General features: G+C 38.7%; 32 protein-coding genes. All 32 read right to left on the bottom strand.

The annotated features are described in order from the left end of the window. Positions 1-4 precede the first annotated feature (4 nt). Positions 5-301: an FtsB family cell division protein gene (locus tag WJR50_RS17215; protein ID WP_341294542.1), complete on the bottom strand. Its 297-nt coding sequence runs from the start codon at positions 299-301 to the stop codon at positions 5-7. Positions 302-425: 124 nt separating this feature from the next. Then, positions 426-1,700, bottom strand: coding sequence for a phosphopyruvate hydratase (gene eno / locus WJR50_RS17210; protein WP_341294541.1), 1,275 nt, complete (start codon positions 1,698-1,700; stop codon positions 426-428). 57 nt (positions 1,701-1,757) lie between these two features. Further along, a complete protein-coding gene (carA, locus tag WJR50_RS17205; RefSeq protein ID WP_341294540.1) occupies positions 1,758-2,858 on the bottom strand; it encodes a glutamine-hydrolyzing carbamoyl-phosphate synthase small subunit in 1,101 nt (366 codons plus the stop codon). Between the two features lie 100 nt (positions 2,859-2,958). After that, a complete protein-coding gene (gene rplQ / locus WJR50_RS17200; protein WP_341294539.1) occupies positions 2,959-3,606 on the bottom strand; it encodes a 50S ribosomal protein L17 in 648 nt (215 codons plus the stop codon). Positions 3,607-3,644: 38 nt separating this feature from the next. Then, complete coding sequence (locus WJR50_RS17195; protein WP_341294538.1) at positions 3,645-4,637, bottom strand: DNA-directed RNA polymerase subunit alpha; 993 nt, start codon at positions 4,635-4,637, stop codon at positions 3,645-3,647. 50 nt (positions 4,638-4,687) lie between these two features. Then, positions 4,688-5,293, bottom strand: coding sequence for a 30S ribosomal protein S4 (gene rpsD, locus WJR50_RS17190; protein WP_341294537.1), 606 nt, complete (start codon positions 5,291-5,293; stop codon positions 4,688-4,690). Between the two features lie 16 nt (positions 5,294-5,309). After that, positions 5,310-5,702 (bottom strand): 30S ribosomal protein S11, encoded by a 393-nt coding sequence (gene rpsK, locus WJR50_RS17185; protein ID WP_341294536.1) that lies wholly within the window; start codon positions 5,700-5,702, stop codon positions 5,310-5,312. 15 nt (positions 5,703-5,717) lie between these two features. After that, positions 5,718-6,095 carry a 30S ribosomal protein S13 gene (gene rpsM, locus WJR50_RS17180; RefSeq protein ID WP_341294535.1) on the bottom strand — a complete coding sequence of 126 codons (378 nt, stop codon included), beginning with the start codon at positions 6,093-6,095 and terminating at the stop codon, positions 5,718-5,720. Between the two features lie 2 nt (positions 6,096-6,097). Beyond that, a complete protein-coding gene (gene ykgO, locus WJR50_RS17175) occupies positions 6,098-6,214 on the bottom strand; it encodes a type B 50S ribosomal protein L36 (protein ID WP_277477557.1) in 117 nt (38 codons plus the stop codon). Between the two features lie 2 nt (positions 6,215-6,216). Continuing rightward, positions 6,217-6,435: a translation initiation factor IF-1 gene (gene infA, locus WJR50_RS17170; protein WP_277477556.1), complete on the bottom strand. Its 219-nt coding sequence runs from the start codon at positions 6,433-6,435 to the stop codon at positions 6,217-6,219. A gap of 40 nt (positions 6,436-6,475) precedes the next feature. Beyond that, a complete protein-coding gene (secY, locus tag WJR50_RS17165; RefSeq protein WP_341294534.1) occupies positions 6,476-7,792 on the bottom strand; it encodes a preprotein translocase subunit SecY in 1,317 nt (438 codons plus the stop codon). Between the two features lie 4 nt (positions 7,793-7,796). Next, on the bottom strand, positions 7,797-8,243 hold the full coding sequence (gene rplO, locus WJR50_RS17160) for a 50S ribosomal protein L15 (protein ID WP_341294533.1): 447 nt from the start codon (positions 8,241-8,243) through the stop codon (positions 7,797-7,799). A gap of 5 nt (positions 8,244-8,248) precedes the next feature. Further along, positions 8,249-8,428 carry a 50S ribosomal protein L30 gene (gene rpmD, locus WJR50_RS17155; RefSeq protein WP_341294532.1) on the bottom strand — a complete coding sequence of 60 codons (180 nt, stop codon included), beginning with the start codon at positions 8,426-8,428 and terminating at the stop codon, positions 8,249-8,251. A 6-nt stretch (positions 8,429-8,434) separates the two neighbouring features. Further along, the gene (gene rpsE, locus WJR50_RS17150; RefSeq protein WP_341294531.1) at positions 8,435-8,950 is read right to left on the bottom strand and encodes a 30S ribosomal protein S5; all 516 of its coding nucleotides are present in this window, start codon (positions 8,948-8,950) and stop codon (positions 8,435-8,437) included. Positions 8,951-8,954: 4 nt separating this feature from the next. Beyond that, positions 8,955-9,308, bottom strand: coding sequence for a 50S ribosomal protein L18 (gene rplR, locus WJR50_RS17145; protein WP_341294530.1), 354 nt, complete (start codon positions 9,306-9,308; stop codon positions 8,955-8,957). Between the two features lie 8 nt (positions 9,309-9,316). Further along, positions 9,317-9,868 (bottom strand): 50S ribosomal protein L6, encoded by a 552-nt coding sequence (rplF, locus tag WJR50_RS17140; RefSeq protein ID WP_341294529.1) that lies wholly within the window; start codon positions 9,866-9,868, stop codon positions 9,317-9,319. 10 nt (positions 9,869-9,878) lie between these two features. Next, positions 9,879-10,280, bottom strand: a complete 402-nt coding sequence (gene rpsH, locus WJR50_RS17135; RefSeq protein WP_341294528.1) for a 30S ribosomal protein S8 — start codon at positions 10,278-10,280, stop codon at positions 9,879-9,881. Positions 10,281-10,352: 72 nt separating this feature from the next. After that, positions 10,353-10,622, bottom strand: coding sequence for a 30S ribosomal protein S14 (rpsN, locus tag WJR50_RS17130; protein ID WP_277477540.1), 270 nt, complete (start codon positions 10,620-10,622; stop codon positions 10,353-10,355). A 5-nt stretch (positions 10,623-10,627) separates the two neighbouring features. Further along, positions 10,628-11,206: a 50S ribosomal protein L5 gene (gene rplE / locus WJR50_RS17125; RefSeq protein ID WP_341294527.1), complete on the bottom strand. Its 579-nt coding sequence runs from the start codon at positions 11,204-11,206 to the stop codon at positions 10,628-10,630. Positions 11,207-11,208: 2 nt separating this feature from the next. Further along, positions 11,209-11,526: a 50S ribosomal protein L24 gene (gene rplX / locus WJR50_RS17120; RefSeq protein WP_341294526.1), complete on the bottom strand. Its 318-nt coding sequence runs from the start codon at positions 11,524-11,526 to the stop codon at positions 11,209-11,211. A 4-nt stretch (positions 11,527-11,530) separates the two neighbouring features. Further along, positions 11,531-11,899, bottom strand: a complete 369-nt coding sequence (rplN, locus tag WJR50_RS17115) for a 50S ribosomal protein L14 (protein ID WP_341294525.1) — start codon at positions 11,897-11,899, stop codon at positions 11,531-11,533. Between the two features lie 3 nt (positions 11,900-11,902). Next, positions 11,903-12,163, bottom strand: a complete 261-nt coding sequence (rpsQ, locus tag WJR50_RS17110) for a 30S ribosomal protein S17 (RefSeq protein WP_341294524.1) — start codon at positions 12,161-12,163, stop codon at positions 11,903-11,905. 7 nt (positions 12,164-12,170) lie between these two features. Continuing rightward, complete coding sequence (rpmC, locus tag WJR50_RS17105) at positions 12,171-12,365, bottom strand: 50S ribosomal protein L29 (protein WP_341294523.1); 195 nt, start codon at positions 12,363-12,365, stop codon at positions 12,171-12,173. 2 nt (positions 12,366-12,367) lie between these two features. Beyond that, on the bottom strand, positions 12,368-12,790 hold the full coding sequence (gene rplP / locus WJR50_RS17100) for a 50S ribosomal protein L16 (RefSeq protein ID WP_341294522.1): 423 nt from the start codon (positions 12,788-12,790) through the stop codon (positions 12,368-12,370). A 37-nt stretch (positions 12,791-12,827) separates the two neighbouring features. After that, complete coding sequence (gene rpsC / locus WJR50_RS17095) at positions 12,828-13,556, bottom strand: 30S ribosomal protein S3 (RefSeq protein ID WP_341294521.1); 729 nt, start codon at positions 13,554-13,556, stop codon at positions 12,828-12,830. Between the two features lie 28 nt (positions 13,557-13,584). Beyond that, complete coding sequence (rplV, locus tag WJR50_RS17090; RefSeq protein ID WP_341294520.1) at positions 13,585-13,962, bottom strand: 50S ribosomal protein L22; 378 nt, start codon at positions 13,960-13,962, stop codon at positions 13,585-13,587. Positions 13,963-13,964: 2 nt separating this feature from the next. Then, entirely contained in the window at positions 13,965-14,243 is a 279-nt protein-coding gene (gene rpsS / locus WJR50_RS17085; protein WP_302240166.1) for a 30S ribosomal protein S19, read from the bottom strand. Next, positions 14,243-15,067: a 50S ribosomal protein L2 gene (rplB, locus tag WJR50_RS17080; RefSeq protein ID WP_341294519.1), complete on the bottom strand. Its 825-nt coding sequence runs from the start codon at positions 15,065-15,067 to the stop codon at positions 14,243-14,245. The genes rpsS and rplB overlap by 1 nt, the downstream gene beginning before the upstream one ends. A gap of 19 nt (positions 15,068-15,086) precedes the next feature. Next, complete coding sequence (gene rplW, locus WJR50_RS17075; RefSeq protein ID WP_341294518.1) at positions 15,087-15,374, bottom strand: 50S ribosomal protein L23; 288 nt, start codon at positions 15,372-15,374, stop codon at positions 15,087-15,089. Between the two features lie 3 nt (positions 15,375-15,377). After that, positions 15,378-16,019 carry a 50S ribosomal protein L4 gene (rplD, locus tag WJR50_RS17070; RefSeq protein WP_341294517.1) on the bottom strand — a complete coding sequence of 214 codons (642 nt, stop codon included), beginning with the start codon at positions 16,017-16,019 and terminating at the stop codon, positions 15,378-15,380. A gap of 4 nt (positions 16,020-16,023) precedes the next feature. Next, a complete protein-coding gene (gene rplC, locus WJR50_RS17065; protein WP_341294516.1) occupies positions 16,024-16,662 on the bottom strand; it encodes a 50S ribosomal protein L3 in 639 nt (212 codons plus the stop codon). Between the two features lie 202 nt (positions 16,663-16,864). Further along, the gene (gene rpsJ, locus WJR50_RS17060; RefSeq protein ID WP_277477511.1) at positions 16,865-17,170 is read right to left on the bottom strand and encodes a 30S ribosomal protein S10; all 306 of its coding nucleotides are present in this window, start codon (positions 17,168-17,170) and stop codon (positions 16,865-16,867) included. Positions 17,171-17,184 lie beyond the last annotated feature (14 nt).

The raw sequence follows: 17,184 nt of genomic DNA, 5'->3' as shown, positions 1-17,184 counted from the left end.
ATGTTTACTGCTTAATAATGACATATACATCTTCATCAGGCTTTTTCATCAGGTACTTTTCACGGGCAAATTTTTCAAGCAATTCATCATTACTCAATAATTCTTTACGGTCTTTTTCTACCTGATCAATCTTTTTCTGATAAAACTCTTTCTCTTTTTCTAAAGCATTAAGTTTCCTCGTCAGCATAATCTGTGAACCAATATCATTGGTATCCAGAAAAAGCATCCAAATTACAAAACCAAGAGTGAACAGGAAGTAAAAACTCTTAATGAATTTTGGTATTTTATTGAGGAAACGCATGCATGTCCATTTGATAAGTAAACGTAAAGCAAATTAAATTGATTGCATTCACTTAAAAAAGTAAATGCAACCCATAATTGGATTGCATTAAACTAATCAATTTTATACTAATTCAGATAATCTGCTACAATAATTTTGCTGGAAAGTAAGCTACTTGCCCTAATTGTTCCTGAATTCTAAGCAACTGATTGTATTTAGCCATTCTGTCCGAACGGGAAGCTGAACCTGTTTTGATCTGGCCAGCATTCAAAGCTACTGCTAGATCAGCAATGAAATTATCTTCAGTCTCTCCTGAGCGGTGAGAGATCACACTTTTATAGCCATTTCTTTTAGCAAGGTTTACAGCCTCAATAGTCTCAGTTAGAGAACCAATTTGGTTAACCTTGATCAAGATAGCATTACCTACTCCCTGATCAATACCGTCCTGAAGGCGATTCACATTGGTCACAAAAAGGTCGTCCCCTACCAATTGGCATTTATCTTTCAGCAGATCGGTGTGAGTTTTCCAGCCCGCCCAGTCATCTTCACTCATACCATCTTCAATAGAGATGATAGGGTACTGATCCACCCACTCTTTCCAGTAGTTTGCCATATCGGAAGAATTTAGCTCTTCTCCTGATGAAGCAAACTTGTATAAACCTTTCTCACTATCGTAAAATTCTGTAGAAGCAGCATCCAGAGCAATGAAGATTTCCTCACCAGGCTTATAGCCAGCCTTTTCAATGGCCTGTAATACCACTTCAATTGCTTCTTTATTAGAAGAAATGTTAGGTGCGAAGCCACCTTCATCCCCTACATTAGTAGAAAGATTCTTGCTTTTCAATACACTTTTTAAGTGATGAAAAACTTCTGTTCCCATACGAAGTGCTTCAGAGAAGCTTGCTGCCTTAACTGGCATAATCATAAATTCCTGAAAATCTATAGCGTTATCCGCATGACTACCACCGTTCAGAATATTCATCATGGGTACAGGGAGAGTATTTGCATTCACTCCTCCGATGTACTTATATAAAGGTTGACCTAGCTCAAGCGCAGCAGCTTTGGCTACCGCTAAGGATACTCCCAGGATAGCATTAGCTCCAAGCTTAGATTTGTTTGGTGTGCCATCCAAATCAAGCATAGTATGATCAATCAGAGTTTGCTCAAATATTGAAACGCCTAGTAACTTTTGTGCAATAGAATTATTTACATTTTCTACGGCTTTAGTCACTCCTTTACCCATAAAAATTCCTTTATCATTATCCCTCAGCTCTACTGCCTCATGTTGGCCCGTAGATGCCCCTGAAGGAACAGCGGCTCTTCCCAGTACATTATTCTCGGTGACTACATCTACCTCAACTGTAGGGTTACCTCTGGAGTCTAGGATTTGACGGGCATGAATTTTCTTGATAATACTCATAAGATAAAAATTAAGTACACTTTTAGATTATGGGGCAAATTTAAAGAATGTTATGGACTATGTGCTCATCAACTCTACGAATTGATCAAAAAGATATCGGGAGTCATGAGGACCAGGCGATGACTCTGGGTGATATTGTACTGAAAAGGCCTTTTTGTCCAGCATTTTGATACCTGCCACTGTATTATCATTCAGGTTGATATGGGTAACTTTGAGATTTTTCATCTTTTCAGCTTCCTCAAGGTTGACTGAGAAACCATGATTCTGAGAAGTAATCTCGCTTTTGCCTGTCTCCAGGTTTTTTACCGGATGATTCAACCCTCGGTGGCCATGATGCATCTTATAAGTAGAAATATTATTTGCTCTTGCTAATATCTGATGCCCAAGGCAAATTCCGAATAAAGGGCGATCTTCCTCCAATATTTTTTTCACAGTTTCTACCGCATATTCCATCGCCCCTGGGTCTCCTGGTCCGTTGGAAATAAAATATCCATCCGCTCCCCAGGCCTTTAGATCCTCATAGCTCGTTTTGGCTGGAAATATTTTACAATAACATCCCCGTTCCGTCAGGTTTTTTAGAATGCTAGTTTTAATTCCTAAATCAAGTACTGCTACCTTTTTAGGAGCACTTTCATGTCCATAATAATACTGCTCTTTACTGCAAACCTTAGACGACAATTCCAACCCTGCCATAGAGGGCACTTCATCCAATATTTTCTTGAGTTCATTGAGATCAGTAACTTCTGAAGACACTACCGCATTCATTGCTCCTTTAGACCTAATGTGTTTTACTAGCTTACGTGTATCTATATTTGTGATACCTACAATTCCAGCATTTTCCAAAAAATACTGCAAATCATGGTCTGCTTTCTCCCGGCTGTATACTGAAGAAAAATCATTTACAACCAGTGCACTAATTTTGGGAGTACTAGATTCTTGTTCTGTATCCAGTACGCCGTAATTTCCGATATGCGAGGTGGTGTTTACAATGATCTGACCATAATAAGAAGGATCGGTGTAGATCTCTTGGTAACCGGACATACCAGTGTTAAAGCAGATTTCACCACCTTTAGTCCCAATTTTTCCAATTGCATTTCCATGAAAACAGGTTCCATCTTCCAAAAGTAGAACGGCAGGTGCTTTTTTAACGATCTTCATAAGGTATTTTTGCGCAAATTTTAATAATAATATGATAAAAAAAAAGGGATTAAACTGTGTTTGTCAACAGCCTAATCCCTTTATAAAGGATAATGAAATGTTATTGGTTCTTTTTTTCCTCAGAATCACTTGAATCTTCTGCTTCTTCTGATTGATTACTTGTTTGATCTTTCACCTCCTCTTCAGTCGCTGCTGACTCTTCTTCTTTTACTTCAGCCTCGGTAGTTTCCTCAGCAGTAGCTTTAGCTTCTTTCTTCTCCTCCTCTACTGTAGCCTCTTCAGTTGTAGAAGTTTTAGCTTCATTTTCGCTTTTTGAAGAACTCTTCTTACCGGACCTGCGACTTCTTCTGGTACGTGTTTTCTTGGTGGTGTCTTCTTGCTGATAGGTTTCATTAAAATCTACCAGTTCAATCATACACATTTCTGCGTTGTCACCCAGGCGATTTCCTAACTTGATGATACGAGTATAACCACCAGGTCTTTCTGCAACTTTCTCAGCTACTTCATTAAAAAGCACTTGAGAAGAAGTTTTATCTTGCAGATAAGAGAACACGATTCTTCTAGAATGCGTAGTATCTGACTTTGATTTAGTGATCAAAGGCTCTACATACTTTCTAAGTGCTTTTGCTTTTGCTACAGTAGTGGTGATTCGTTTATGAAGAATCAGAGACGTAGCCATGTTAGCCAGCATCGCTTTACGATGTGGAGCAGTACGTCCTAAATGATTGAATTTTTTTGCGTGTCTCATTACTTCCTTACTATTTTCAGCTTACTGCTTCTACTACGTTAATCTTCTTCTAGTTTATATTTGCTCACGTCCATTCCAAATGACAAGTTCTTGTCTGCAATTAACTGCTCCAATTCGGCCAATGATTTCTTACCAAAGTTACGGAACTTCATCATGTCTGAAATTTCAAGCTGAGCCAAGTCTCCAAGAGTCTTCACATCAGCTGCTTTAAGACAATTATAGGCCCTAACTGAAAGATCTAAATCATTAAGAGGAGTTTTCAAGAGCTTTCTCATATGAAGCATCTCTTCATCCACTGTATCAGGTTCCCCTTGTTGAGGAGTTTCTAAGATCATATTTTGATCTGAGAACAGCATAAAATGCTTAATGAGTATATTCGCTGCACCTTTTAAAGCATCTTCTGGGTGAATAGAGCCATCAGTTTCAATATCCAGGATCAACTGCTCATAGTCAGTACGCTGTTCTACCCTGGTGTTTTCAACACTGAACTTAACGTTTTTGATCGGAGTAAAGATAGAATCCAATGCGATTACGCCATAATTCTGATCGTTCTGTTTATTCTCTTCTGATGGAACGTAACCTCTACCTTTCTCTACATAAAGTTCAATTTCGGTATCTAGAGATTCGTCCATGTGACATATCACATGATCTGGATTAAGTACTTCAAAAGAAGTTACATACTTTTGTATGTCTGCTCCTGTAAAGCTAGACTGATTTTTTATAGGAATTACAATTTTACTATCTACAAAGTCATCAGTAACTTTCTTGAAACGAACCTTTTTAAGGCTTAAGATGATTTCTGACACATCCTCTACTATTCCTTCTACAGTAGAAAACTCATGCATCACTCCAGGTATTTTAACCCCCGTAATTGCATAACCTTCTAGTGAGGATAATAAAATTCTTCTCAGTGCATTACCAACAGTAACTCCATAACCTCTCTCTAGTGGCTTGAAAGTGAACAGACCATGAAAATTGTCTGCTTTTTCCATTACCACTTTTTCGGGCATTTGAAATGCTAGTATTGACATATTTGTTAGGTATACTTCGTTTAAAAATTGAGATGAATGAAAGTTAAAACTTACTTAGAGTAAAGTTCAACAATCAGTTGTTCCTGTAAGTTCTCTGGAATTTCATCTCTTTGGGGAACATTGTTAAATCTACCTGCCATTTGAGATTTATCCCATTCCAACCAGCTAAAACGACTGGCATTATGGGAGGCTAAACTGTTAGTAATTGCTTCAAGAGATTTTGACTTCTCTCTAACCCCTACTAAATCACCGGGTTTAACCTGAAATGAAGGAACATTAACAACTTCTCCGTTTACAGTGATATGTTTATGACCTACAAGCTGTCTTGCACCTCTTCTGGTAGGAGCTATTCCTAGTCTAAAGACAACATTATCTAGTCTTGACTCTAGCAATTGCAACAGAATTTCACCAGTAATACCCTGACTACTGTTCGCTTTCTCAAAAAGGTTAGCAAACTGACGTTCCAATACGCCATAGGTATATTTAGCCTTCTGCTTAGCCATAAGCTGAATCGCATATTCAGATTGCTTGCGACGCCTTCCACGACCATGCTGGCCTGGAGGGTAACCCTTTTTTTGCAGTGCCTTGCTAGGACCGAATATAGGATCGTTAAATTTTCTTGCTACTTTAGACTTAGGGCCTCTGTATCTTGCCATAATCGTGTATCGTATTTTATACTCTTCTTCTTTTAGGTGGACGGCAACCGTTGTGTGGTAGTGGAGTTACATCTTTGATCATTGTAACTTCCAAGCCTGTATTTTGAAGGGTTCTGATTGCAGACTCACGTCCCGCACCAGGGCCTTTAATAAACACTTCAACCTTACGCATCCCCAGGTCATAAGCAGTTTGAGCACAGTTAGCAGCAGCAGTTTGAGCTGCATAAGGTGTATTTTTCTTTGAACCCTTAAAACCCATCTTACCAGCTGATGCCCATGACACTACTTGTCCAGACATATTGGTAATAGAGATAATTATATTATTGAATGAAGCTTTAATATGAGCTTGGCCAACAGATTCAACTGCAACCACTCTCTTTTTTGCTTTATCTTTTCTTTTCTGAGCCATAACTATTTATTAACTCTACTTAGTAGCTTTCTTTTTATTTGCAACTGTCTTACGCTTACCCTTACGCGTACGTGCGTTGTTTTTTGTCTTCTGTCCTCTAACAGGAAGACCTTTACGATGTCTCAAGCCTCGGTAACAACCAATATCCATCAGTCGCTTAATGCTCATTTGTACCTCAGATTTAAGTACACCTTCCACTTTGAATTCATTAGCAATAATGCTACGAATGGCATTGGACTCTTCATCATCCCACTCACCTACTTTCTTATTCCAGTCAATACCTGCCTGGGTAAGAATATTCTGAGCAGAACTTTTGCCAATGCCGAAGATATAGGTAAGACCTATTTCTCCTCTTTTATTATCGGGGATATCTACGCCTGCAATTCTAGCCATAATTAACCTTGTCTTTGCTTAAATCTAGGGTTCTTCTTATTAATAACGTACAACTTGCCCTTCCTTCTGACAATTTTGCAGTCGGAACTGCGCTTTTTAATAGATGCTTTTACTTTCATAGTTACTTATATCTGTATACTATTCTTCCTTTAGTTAAATCATAAGGTGACATTTCAAGCTTTACTCTGTCACCAGGCAATATTTTGATATAGTTCATTCTCATCTTCCCAGATATATGCGCAATCACCTGGTGGCCATTTTCAAGCTCAACTCTAAACATTGCATTAGACAATGCTTCTGTAATAGTTCCATCCTGTTCAATTGATGCTTGTTTAGCCATATATTAATTCTGATTCTTATAGGTTTAAAAAATATCTAATTTATGCAACTGCAGCATTTTCAGATCTACCTTTAATTCTACCAGATTTCATCATACCTTCATAATGACGCATTAGTAGATAGCTTTCTATTTGCTGTAAGGTGTCTAAAATTACACCTACCATAATGAGTAATGATGTCCCACCGTAAAAGTAAGCAAACTCGGTAGTTATACCTGCTACGCTAGCTATTGCTGGCATAATAGCAATAATTGCTAAGAACAATGATCCAGGTAATGTAATTCTGGAAAGCACTGAATCAATAAATTCAGCAGTAGGCTGACCAGGCTTTACTCCAGGCACAAAACCTCCATTACGTTTCATATCATCTGCAATTTGCTTGGAGTTAATAGTAATTGCAGTGTAAAAGAACGTAAATAGAATAATTAAAATTCCAAAGACTAAATTATATTGCCAAGAGGTAAAATCAGCAAAGGTATTACCAATTGTTGCCGCCAAATCATTACTATCTGCCCAGATACTAGCAATTAACCCTGGTAGAAACATCAATGACTGTGCAAAGATGATGGGCATTACTCCTGATGCATTAACTTTAAGAGGAATATATTGACGTTGTCCTCCGTACACTTTATTTCCAACTACCTGCTTGGCATACTGTACAGGAATTCTCCTCACAGCTTGTGTTAGCATTACAGATGCCATCACCACGAAGAACAAGGCTACAATCTCAATTACAAAGAGAAGAGCTCCATTCATACCTTTTGAAAGAAATTCAGCTACAATCGCCCCAGGGAAGCGAGAAATGATACCAATCATGATAAGCATGGAGATACCATTTCCAATTCCTTTGTCTGTAATTTTTTCTCCCAGCCACATACAAAAAATTGTGCCTGAAGTAAGAATAATAAGAGCAGAAACTGTAAAGAAAAATCTATCAATCAATATTGCTTCAGCAGGGACAGCATATGATAAATACCCTATGCCTTGACCGAAAGTGATAAAAATTGTCAATACCCGTGTGATCTGAGTAATTTTCTTTCTTCCCGAATCTCCCTCTTTCTGCAATCTCTGAAAATACGGTACTGCAACTGTGAGTAATTGTATTACAATAGAAGCAGAAATGTACGGCATGATTCCCAAGCCGAAAATAGAAGCATTGCTAAAAGCTCCTCCTAAAAATGTATCTAATAAGCCAAATATACCACCAGCATCACCCTCAAGGCGAGAAGGATCTACTCCAGGCAACACAACAAAGGATCCTAATCTAAAAATGATTAGAAAACCTAGGGTATTAAGTATCCTAGTTCTGAGCTCTTCAATTGAAAAGATATTCCTTATGGTGGTAATAAATTCCTTCATGGCTCTATATTTTTTTTGCTGATCCTCCTGCTGCTTCTATTGCTTTCTCTGCTGATGCAGAAAAAGCATGTGCCTCAACCTCTATCTTGGCTGATAGTTCACCATTTCCTAATACTTTAACTTTATCGTTCTTTCCGATAAGGCCATGTTTCTGTAGATTTTCCAAAGTAAAAGAAGTCTCACCTGATTTTTCAGATAAACTTTGGAGTTGACCTATGTTAATCGCATTGTAAGAGGTTCTGTTGGGGTTTCTGAAACCAAATTTAGGCACTCTTCTTTGAAGAGGCATTTGTCCGCCTTCAAAACCTGCTTTAGTCTTATAACCCGATCTTGATTTGGCACCTTTATGTCCTCTGGAAGCTGTACCTCCAAATCCTGAACCGGCGCCTCTTCCCAACCTTTTTTTCGTCTTTACAGAACCTTGAGCTGGTTTTATTGTATGTAAATCCATTTATATTAAGCTTCAGTAACGTTAACCAAATGAGATACCTTGGATACCATCCCGCTAATTTGAGGAGTATTTTCCACTTCAACAGTCTTATTTATTTTCCCTAATCCAAGTGCTTGTATTGTAGCCTTCTGTTTTTTAGGGCGTTTGATTGAGCTTTTAACCTGAGTAATTTTAATTTTTGCCATGATTAATTAACCGTTAAAAACTTTTTCTAAAGTAACCCCTCTTTGTTCCGCAACCGCATAGGGATCACGCATATTAGCCAATGCATCAAAAGTAGCTTTAACCACATTGTGCGGATTTGAAGAACCTTTAGATTTGGCCAAAACATCGTGAACGCCAGCACTTTCCAGTACTGCACGCATAGCACCGCCAGCAATAACTCCAGTACCAGGAGAGGCAGGTTTAATGAGAACAAAGCCACCGCCAAATTTCCCCAATGTTTCATGAGGAATAGTTCCTTTGAGAATAGGTACCTTTAGAAGGTTTTTCTTAGCGTCATCAACTCCTTTAGTGATAGCATCAGTTACTTCGTTTGCCTTTCCTAAGCCATAACCTACTACTCCATCACCATTACCCACTACTACTATAGCAGCGAAACTAAACCTTCTACCACCCTTTACAACCTTTGCCACCCTCTTGATCGCAACTACGCGTTCTTTCAGGTCAATTTCACTAGCTTTTACTGATCTTACGTTTTGTGCCATTTAATTAAAATTTTAATCCTCCTTCTCTAGCACCTTCAGCTAAAGCCTTCACTTTACCATGATATATATAGCCTCCTCTGTCAAATACTACATGAGATATTCCGTGAGCAATAGCCTTTTCAGCTAGTTTCTTTCCCACCTCTTTAGCTATATCCAAATTAGCATTATTCGATTTCATTTCAAGCGAAGTCGCATAGGCCAAGGTATTACCTAGTTCATCATTAATAATTTGGGCATAAATTGCCTTATTACTTTTATATACTGACAAACGAGGACGTTCTGTAGTTCCGCTTAGCTTTCTGCGGATACTTTTTCTTATCTTGAGTCTTCTTTGAAGCTTTTTATTAGTAACAGCCATTGGTATAATTATTTACTTGCCGTCTTACCAGCCTTACGTCTGATTCTTTCACCTACAAACCTTACTCCTTTGCCTTTATAAGGCTCTACAGGTCTTAAAGATTTAATTTTGGCAGCAACCTGCCCGATCAACTGCTTATCATAACTCTCAAGAGTTATGGTAGGGTTTTTACCCTTAGCCGTTTCAGCAGAAGCATTAATTGCCTCAGGTAATCCCATAAAAATATTATGAGAATAACCCAGGTTTAATTCAAGTACATTTTGCTGTACACTAGCTCTATATCCAACTCCCACTAACTCCAACTGCTTCTGATAGCCTTTAGATACACCTTCTATCATATTATAGATCAGAGCTCTGTATAAACCATGTAAAGCCTTATGCCTTTTTTGCTCAGTAGGTCGGTGTAATCTAATTTGATTATCTTCAATCTTTACTTCTATATCTTTATCCACAACTTGGGTAAGCTCACCTTTTGAACCTTTAACGGTGATCACATTTTTATCATTAGTGACTGTGACGCCCTGAGGTATATCTATGGCTAATTTTCCTATACGTGACATATTCTATAATTTAATAGACGTAACAAAGAATCTCCCCTCCTATATTCAGCTCTCTCGCCTCTTTATCGGTAATCACTCCACGGGAAGTTGAAAGTATTGCTAAACCAAGGCCGTTTAGTACACGCGGTAGATTATCAGCACTGGTATACTTTCTTAAACCTGGTTTACTAATTCTTTCCAAATGCACTATAGCAGAGTTCTTATTCTTAGGATTGTATTTAAGAGCAATCTTAATTACTCCTTGGTGATTGACACCTTCCTCGAACTTATAGTTCTGAATATATCCCTTTTCGTGGAGAACCTTTGTGATTTCCTTTTTGATGTTGGAAGCTGGTATTTCCACAATTCTATGTCTTGCCTTGATGGCATTTCTGACTCTTGTCAAATAATCTGATATGGGATCGGTTATCATTATAGATAAATATTACATGCTCTCTAAAAAACGAAGTGCAAAGGTAAAACTTTTTTTAATAAACTAAAACTTTTACCAGCTTGCTTTAGTCACGCCCGGTATTTTTCCATTTGAGGCCATTTCTCTAAAAGTAACCCTGGAAATACCAAACTTCCTCATATACCCTTTGGGTCTGCCTGTAAGTTTACAACGATTATGTAAACGCACAGGTGAAGCATTTTTGGGTAATTTATCTAATGCTTCGTAATCGCCATTAGCTTTTAATTCCGCTCTTTTCTGAGCATATTTCTCCACTAATCTTTTTCTTTTTCTTTCTCTTGCTATTACTGATTTTCTAGCCATAGTATTTATCTATTAGTTGAGCTGTTGGCAAAAGGCATTCCCATAGCCTTAAGTAATTCATAACATTCTTCGTCGGTATTAGCGTTAGTAACAAACGTAATATCCATTCCTGAAATACGATTCACTTTATCAATACTGATCTCTGGGAAAATGATCTGTTCTTTTACTCCTAAAGTGTAATTTCCTCTTCCATCAAACCCTTTATCATTTACTCCTCTAAAATCTCTTACCCTAGGAAGAGCCACATTTAACAGGCGATCCAGGAATTCATACATTTTGTTCCCTCTCAAGGTAACTTTAGCACCAATTGGCATTCCTTCACGAAGCTTAAAGTTTGATACTGATTTCTTCGCATATGTAGGAACTGCTTTTTGTCCAGAGATGGTAGATAGTTCTTCTACTCCTACATCTACAAGCTTTTTATCTGCCACTGCGGCTCCTATACCTTTATTGATACAAACTTTCTCAATACGAGGTACTTGCATAATGGATTTGTATCCAAACTTTTCATTCAAAGCAGCAACAATCTCCTCTTGATATTTTGCCTTAAGCCTTGGTTTATATGTGTCTGTAGTAGTTGCCATTTTTAAATAAATTCACCGGTTTTCTTAGAATACCTTTGAAGTTTGCCCTTATCATTTTGCTTTCTTCCTACACGAGTTGGTTCACCAGTAGAGGGATCAACTACCATAAGTTTACTTACATGAATCGGAGCTTCTTGTTCACTTCTTCCTCCTTCAGGATTCTGTGCAGAAGGCTTAACATGTTTTGTCACCATATTTATTCCTTCTACAATAGCTTTATTTTTTTCAGGTAGGACTTCCAACACTTTAGCCGTACGACCTTTTTGGTTACCAGCAATTATTTTAACTGTATCCTCCTTCTTGATATGTAGCTTTTTCATAATCTTATAGTACTTCTGGTGCGAGTGAAACAATCTTCATAAACTGCTTTTCACGCAGCTCACGTGCAACTGGTCCGAAAATACGCGTCCCACGAGGCTCATCGTTTGCGTTAAGCAACACTGCTGCATTTTCCTCAAAACGAATATAAGAGCCATCCTTCCTACGAATCTCTTTCTTAGCTCTTACGATAACCGCTCTTGAAACAGTTCCTTTCTTCAGGTTACTGGAAGAAAGTGCGGATTTTACGGTAACAATAATTTTGTCACCGACGGAGGCATATCGCTTGCCTGTTCCACCTAAAACGCGAATGCAAAGCACTTCCTTTGCACCGCTGTTATCCGCTACATTCAGTCTGGATTCTTGCTGTATCATTGCTTATTTAGCTCTTTCTATAATTTCTAATAAACGCCACCGCTTCATTTTACTAAGCGGCCTCGTTTCCATTATTCTAACTGTATCACCAATACTGCACTCATTTTTTTCATCATGAGCCATGAATTTGGTTGTCTTACCTATGAACTTACCATAGATAGGGTGCTTCAGTTTTCTTTGCACAGCAACAGTAACAGACTTGTCCATCTTATTGCTGACAACCAAACCGATTCTTTCTTTTCTTAAATTTCTTTCGGTACTCATAAAGCACTTATTTAGCTAATTCTTTAGCTTTTAGTTCAGTTTTTAAACGGGCAATGAGCTTGCGGGATGCTCTGATTTTCATGGGATTTTCAATAGGAGAAATGCCATGCGCAAATTTCAGCTTCAGGAGAGTTTCTCTCTCTGCTTCTAATTTTTCTAGAAGATCCTCTTTGTTAAGAGATTTTATTTCTGAATTTTTCATAACTATTGTCCGGCGTAATCTCTACGTACACTAAATTTTGTCTTCACGGGTAGTTTCTGAGCAGCCAGTCTCAAAGCCTCTTGAGCTACTGCGGTACTTACACCTGTAACTTCAAAAAGAATACGCCCTGGCTTAACTACTGCCACCCAATATTCAGGAGCTCCTTTTCCTTTACCCATACGAACCTCTGCAGGTTTCTTGGTTACTGGTTTATCAGGAAAAATTCGGATCCATACTTGCCCTTCTCTTTTCATAAAACGAGTCATGGCAATACGAGCCGCCTCAATCTGACGACTGTTAATCCACCCTGGCTCAAGTGTCTTAAGCGCAAAGTTTCCAAAAGCAATAGTATGTCCTCTTTGAGCTATACCTTTAACTCTTCCTTTTTGCTTTTTTCTATATTTGGTTCTTTTCGGCTGTAACATGTTTCAGAATGTTAATTTTCAGTGATTGATGGCAGTCTTACTTTTTCCTTCTTCTACTTCTTCTTTCTCCACGGCCTCCGCCTCCGCCGCTATTGCCGCCGCTCTGCTGAGGACCACCAACGTTAGGAGAAAGATCTCTTTTACCGTACACCTCACCTTTGAATACCCATACTTTCACACCTATTTTACCATAAACAGTCTGAGCCTCTGTAAGAGCATAATCAATATCAGCTCTAAGCGTGTGAAGAGGAATTCTTCCTTCTTTGTATTGTTCAGTTCGTGCCATCTCGGCACCACCCAGCCTACCGGAAACCTTAATCTTAATTCCTTGTGCACCTACACGTAGTGCAGAAGCTAATGCTTGCTTCATGGCACGACGATATGAGATACGAGCGGCTAACTGCTGAGCAATAGAAGCACTAATGAGTTTAGCATCTAATTCAGGGCGCTTAATTTCGTAGATGTTGATCTGTACATCTTTTCCGGTAAGCTTTTTCAACTCTTCTTTCAGGCGATCTACTTCAGATCCACCTTTACCAATAACTACTCCCGGACGTGCTGTATGAATAGTAAGCGTGATACGTTTGATCGTACGCTCAATCACAACTTTAGAAATTCCACCTCTAGGCAGACGAGCATCTATATATTTTCTTATTTCATGGTCTTCAACTAGTTTGTTGGAGAAATCCTTACCACCATACCAGTTAGAATCCCATCCTTTTACAATTCCTAGTCTAAAACCTATAGGGTTAATTTTCTGTCCCATTTAAGCTACTTTATTAGTTCTATTGCTTTTATTCTTGGTTGTCTTCTGTAGTTTCCGCTACTTCATTACGGCTATCCACTATCAAAGTGATGTGGTTAGAGCGTTTCCGAATGCGGTGTGCACGTCCCTGAGGAGCAGGCCTCAATCGCTTAAGAATTCTTCCACCATCAACCTTTACCTCTTTAACATAAAGGTCAGCATCCTCCAGTCTTGCATCTTCGTTTCTCTCCTGCCAGTTTGCGACTGCAGATAACAACAACTTCTCCATCTTAGGAGCGCCTTGTTTGGCTTCAAATTTTAATATATTTAATGCTTCGCTAACCTTTCGTCCGCGAATCATGTCAGCCACTAGTCTCATTTTACGAGGTGGCGTAGGCACATTATTTAATTTGGCTATTGCTTCCATGATTATCTTTTTCCTTTATCTTTCTTTGAGATGTGACCTCGGAAATTTCTGGTTGGAGCGAACTCTCCAAGTTTATGCCCCACCATATTTTCAGTTACATACACAGGAATAAACTTATTTCCGTTATGTACAGCAAAGGTATGCCCAACAAAATCCGGAGAAACCATGGAACGTCTTGACCACGTTTTGATCACAGACTTTTTATTAGATTGATTCATTGCATCAACCTTTTTCTCCAAACGGAAATCTATATACGGTCCTTTTTTTAGAGAACGTGCCATTATTTTTTCTTTCTACTGATGATTAAACGATTAGAATACTTTTTAGGCGTTCTGGTTTTTTGTCCTTTTGCCTTAATGCCATTCCTAGAGCGAGGGTGACCTCCAGAGGCTCTACCTTCACCACCACCCATAGGGTGATCTACAGGGTTCATCACTACACCTCTCACTCTTGGTCTTCTACCTTTCCACCTTTTTCTTCCCGCTTTACCTAACGTTTCATTCATATGGTCTACGTTAGATACAGAACCAACTGTAGCTAAGCACATACTCAAAACCATACGCATTTCACCAGAAGGAAGCTTAAGGGTTGCATATTTTCCTTCCCTAGCTAATAACTGAGCGTATGAGCCTGCACTTCTGGCAAGCTGCCCTCCTTTACCCGGAGTAATCTCAATATTATGTACAATAGTACCTAAAGGTATTGAAGACAGGGGAAGCGCATTCCCTACTTCAGGTGCTACATCCTTGCCTGAAATTACCTGCTGTCCTACTTCAATCCCTACGGGAGCTATGATGTATGTTTTGGTTCCATCAGCATAATATAGCAATGCGAGGCGAGCAGAACGGTTAGGATCATATTCAATCGCTTTAACAGTAGCAGGTACACCAGTTTTATTTCTCTTGAAATCAACTACTCTAATCTTACGCTTGTGTCCTCCTCCAATGTAACGCATAGTCATACGCCCATTGTTATTTCTTCCTCCTGATTTCTTTAAAGTAACAAGCAGAGACTTTTCTGGTTCCTTTTTACTCACATCAGCAAAACTGGGAGATAATCTATGTCTCTGTCCTGGAGTTGTCGGCCTTAATTTCTTTATTGCCATAGCACTCTAATATTCTTAATTATATTCCACTATAAAAATCTATAATTTCCCCTTCAGCTACCTGAACAATAGCCTTTTTAAAAGAGGGTTTTCTACCACTAATTACTCTGGTCTTAGTATAGCGGCTTTTTTCCTTGCCTAAATAATTCATGGTGCGTACTTTCTCTACTGTTACACCATACATTTTCTCTACGGCTTCGCGGATTTGAACTTTGTTGGCACGCCGGTCTACAATGAACCCATATTTGCCACTTTCGTTCAGTTCCGAAATTTTTTCTGTTACCAAAGGCTTCTTTAAAATTTCCATAATTTATGCGGTAACTTTTGGATTAAACATGGATTCAATCTTTTCTACAGCGCCCTCACTAATAATTAAGTGGCCGGCATTCATAATCTCATAAGTGTTCAACTTATCAACTGTCACCACTTTAGTATTAGGAATATTACGGGCCGACAGGTGCAAATTCTTATTTACACTGTCTACTACTAATAATGACTTTTCTTGCTGTACCGCAAGTGCAGTCAAAATGTTAATAAATGACTTAGTTTTGGGGGTATCTAAGTCAAAGCTTTCAAGAATGATAACCTTATCGCCTTTAGCTTTATAGGTCAGAGCAGACTTACGAGCAAGCTTTTTTAATTTCTTGTTCAATTTAAAACCGTAGTCACGAGGGCGTGGACCAAATACTCTACCTCCTCCTCTAAAAACCGGAGACTTTATACTTCCAGCACGCGCAGTACCTGTACCCTTTTGTCTTTTTATTTTCTTGGTAGAACCCGCAATTTCAGCTCTCTCCTTCGATTTATGGGTACCCTGGCGCTGATTAGCCAGATATTGCTTTACATCAAGATACAGGGCATGATCATTAGGCTCTATAGCATAGATATCGTCTAACAACTCAACAGACTTGCCTGTATCTTCTCCCTTGATATTTTTAATGTTAACTTTCATGATATTACTTCTCAAGTACGATGTAAGAGTTTTTTGCACCGGGCACAGACCCACTAACCAAAATCAGGTTCTTTTCAGGCACAATTTTCAATACTCTAAGGTTGATCATTTTAACTCTTCTACCTCCAGTTCTTCCTGCCATACGCATCCCCTTAAATACTCTTGAAGGGAAAGAACATGCGCCAATTGATCCAGGAGCTCTACCGCGATTGTGCTGACCATGAGTTGCCTGACCAACACCCCCGAAACCATGCCTTTTTACAACACCTTGAAAACCTTTACCTTTTGAGGTGCCAATCGCATCCAGAAATTCCCCTTCCTTGAAAACCTTTCCCACTAAAATTTCTTTTCCAAGCTTCACCCCATCTTCATCTTCAAATTCTACTCTGAAGTCTCTGAATTCAACTACTTTCTTTTTTGGAGTAGTTTTGGCTCTATCAAAGTGACCCTTAAGCGCTCGTGGCGTGTTTTTTTCTTTCCGCTCGCCATAAGCTAACTGGACAGCCGTATAGCCATCAGTATCTTCGTTTTTGACATGCGTTATCACGCAAGGACCAGCTTCTATCAACGTGCATGCGACACTTCGTCCATCGGCACCGTAGACACTAGTCATACCGATTTTTTTTCCAATTATTCCTGACATCTTCTAATTATTAACTTTCTATTTTCAGGCGTTTTTTCCGTAAAAGACTGCAAATTTAGATAATTATTTCTTCCTTATCAAATTATTACACAGCCTTATTTAGGGTTATTTTTATTTTTTTAATACTGTAGATCTACTATAAACATAAAAAAGAACCAATTCTACTGGAGAATTGGCTCTTTCTATAAATATGTATATACAATTATACTTTAATCTCTACATCAACTCCACTGGGAAGTTCAAGTTTCATCAGCGCATCTACAGTCTTGGTACTGCTAGAATAAATATCTACCAACCTTTTGTAGGTACACAGCTGAAATTGCTCTCGTGCTTTCTTATTAACGTGCGGTGAACGCAGCACAGTAAAAATTTCTTTACGCGTAGGCAATGGAATAGGTCCACTAACCACAGCACCAGTTGTCTTTACTGCACGTACTATCTTCTCAGAGGATTTGTCCACTAAGTTATGATCGTATGACTTAAGTTTAATGCGAATTTTCTGATTCATGATATTTATATACT

Origin of the sequence: Catalinimonas locisalis (genome assembly GCF_038039535.1) — a bacterium.
GTDB lineage: Bacteria > Bacteroidota > Bacteroidia > Cytophagales > Cyclobacteriaceae > Catalinimonas.
The sequence above is the reverse complement of the archived record's forward strand: the minus strand, read 5'-3'. Positions and strand labels throughout refer to the sequence as shown.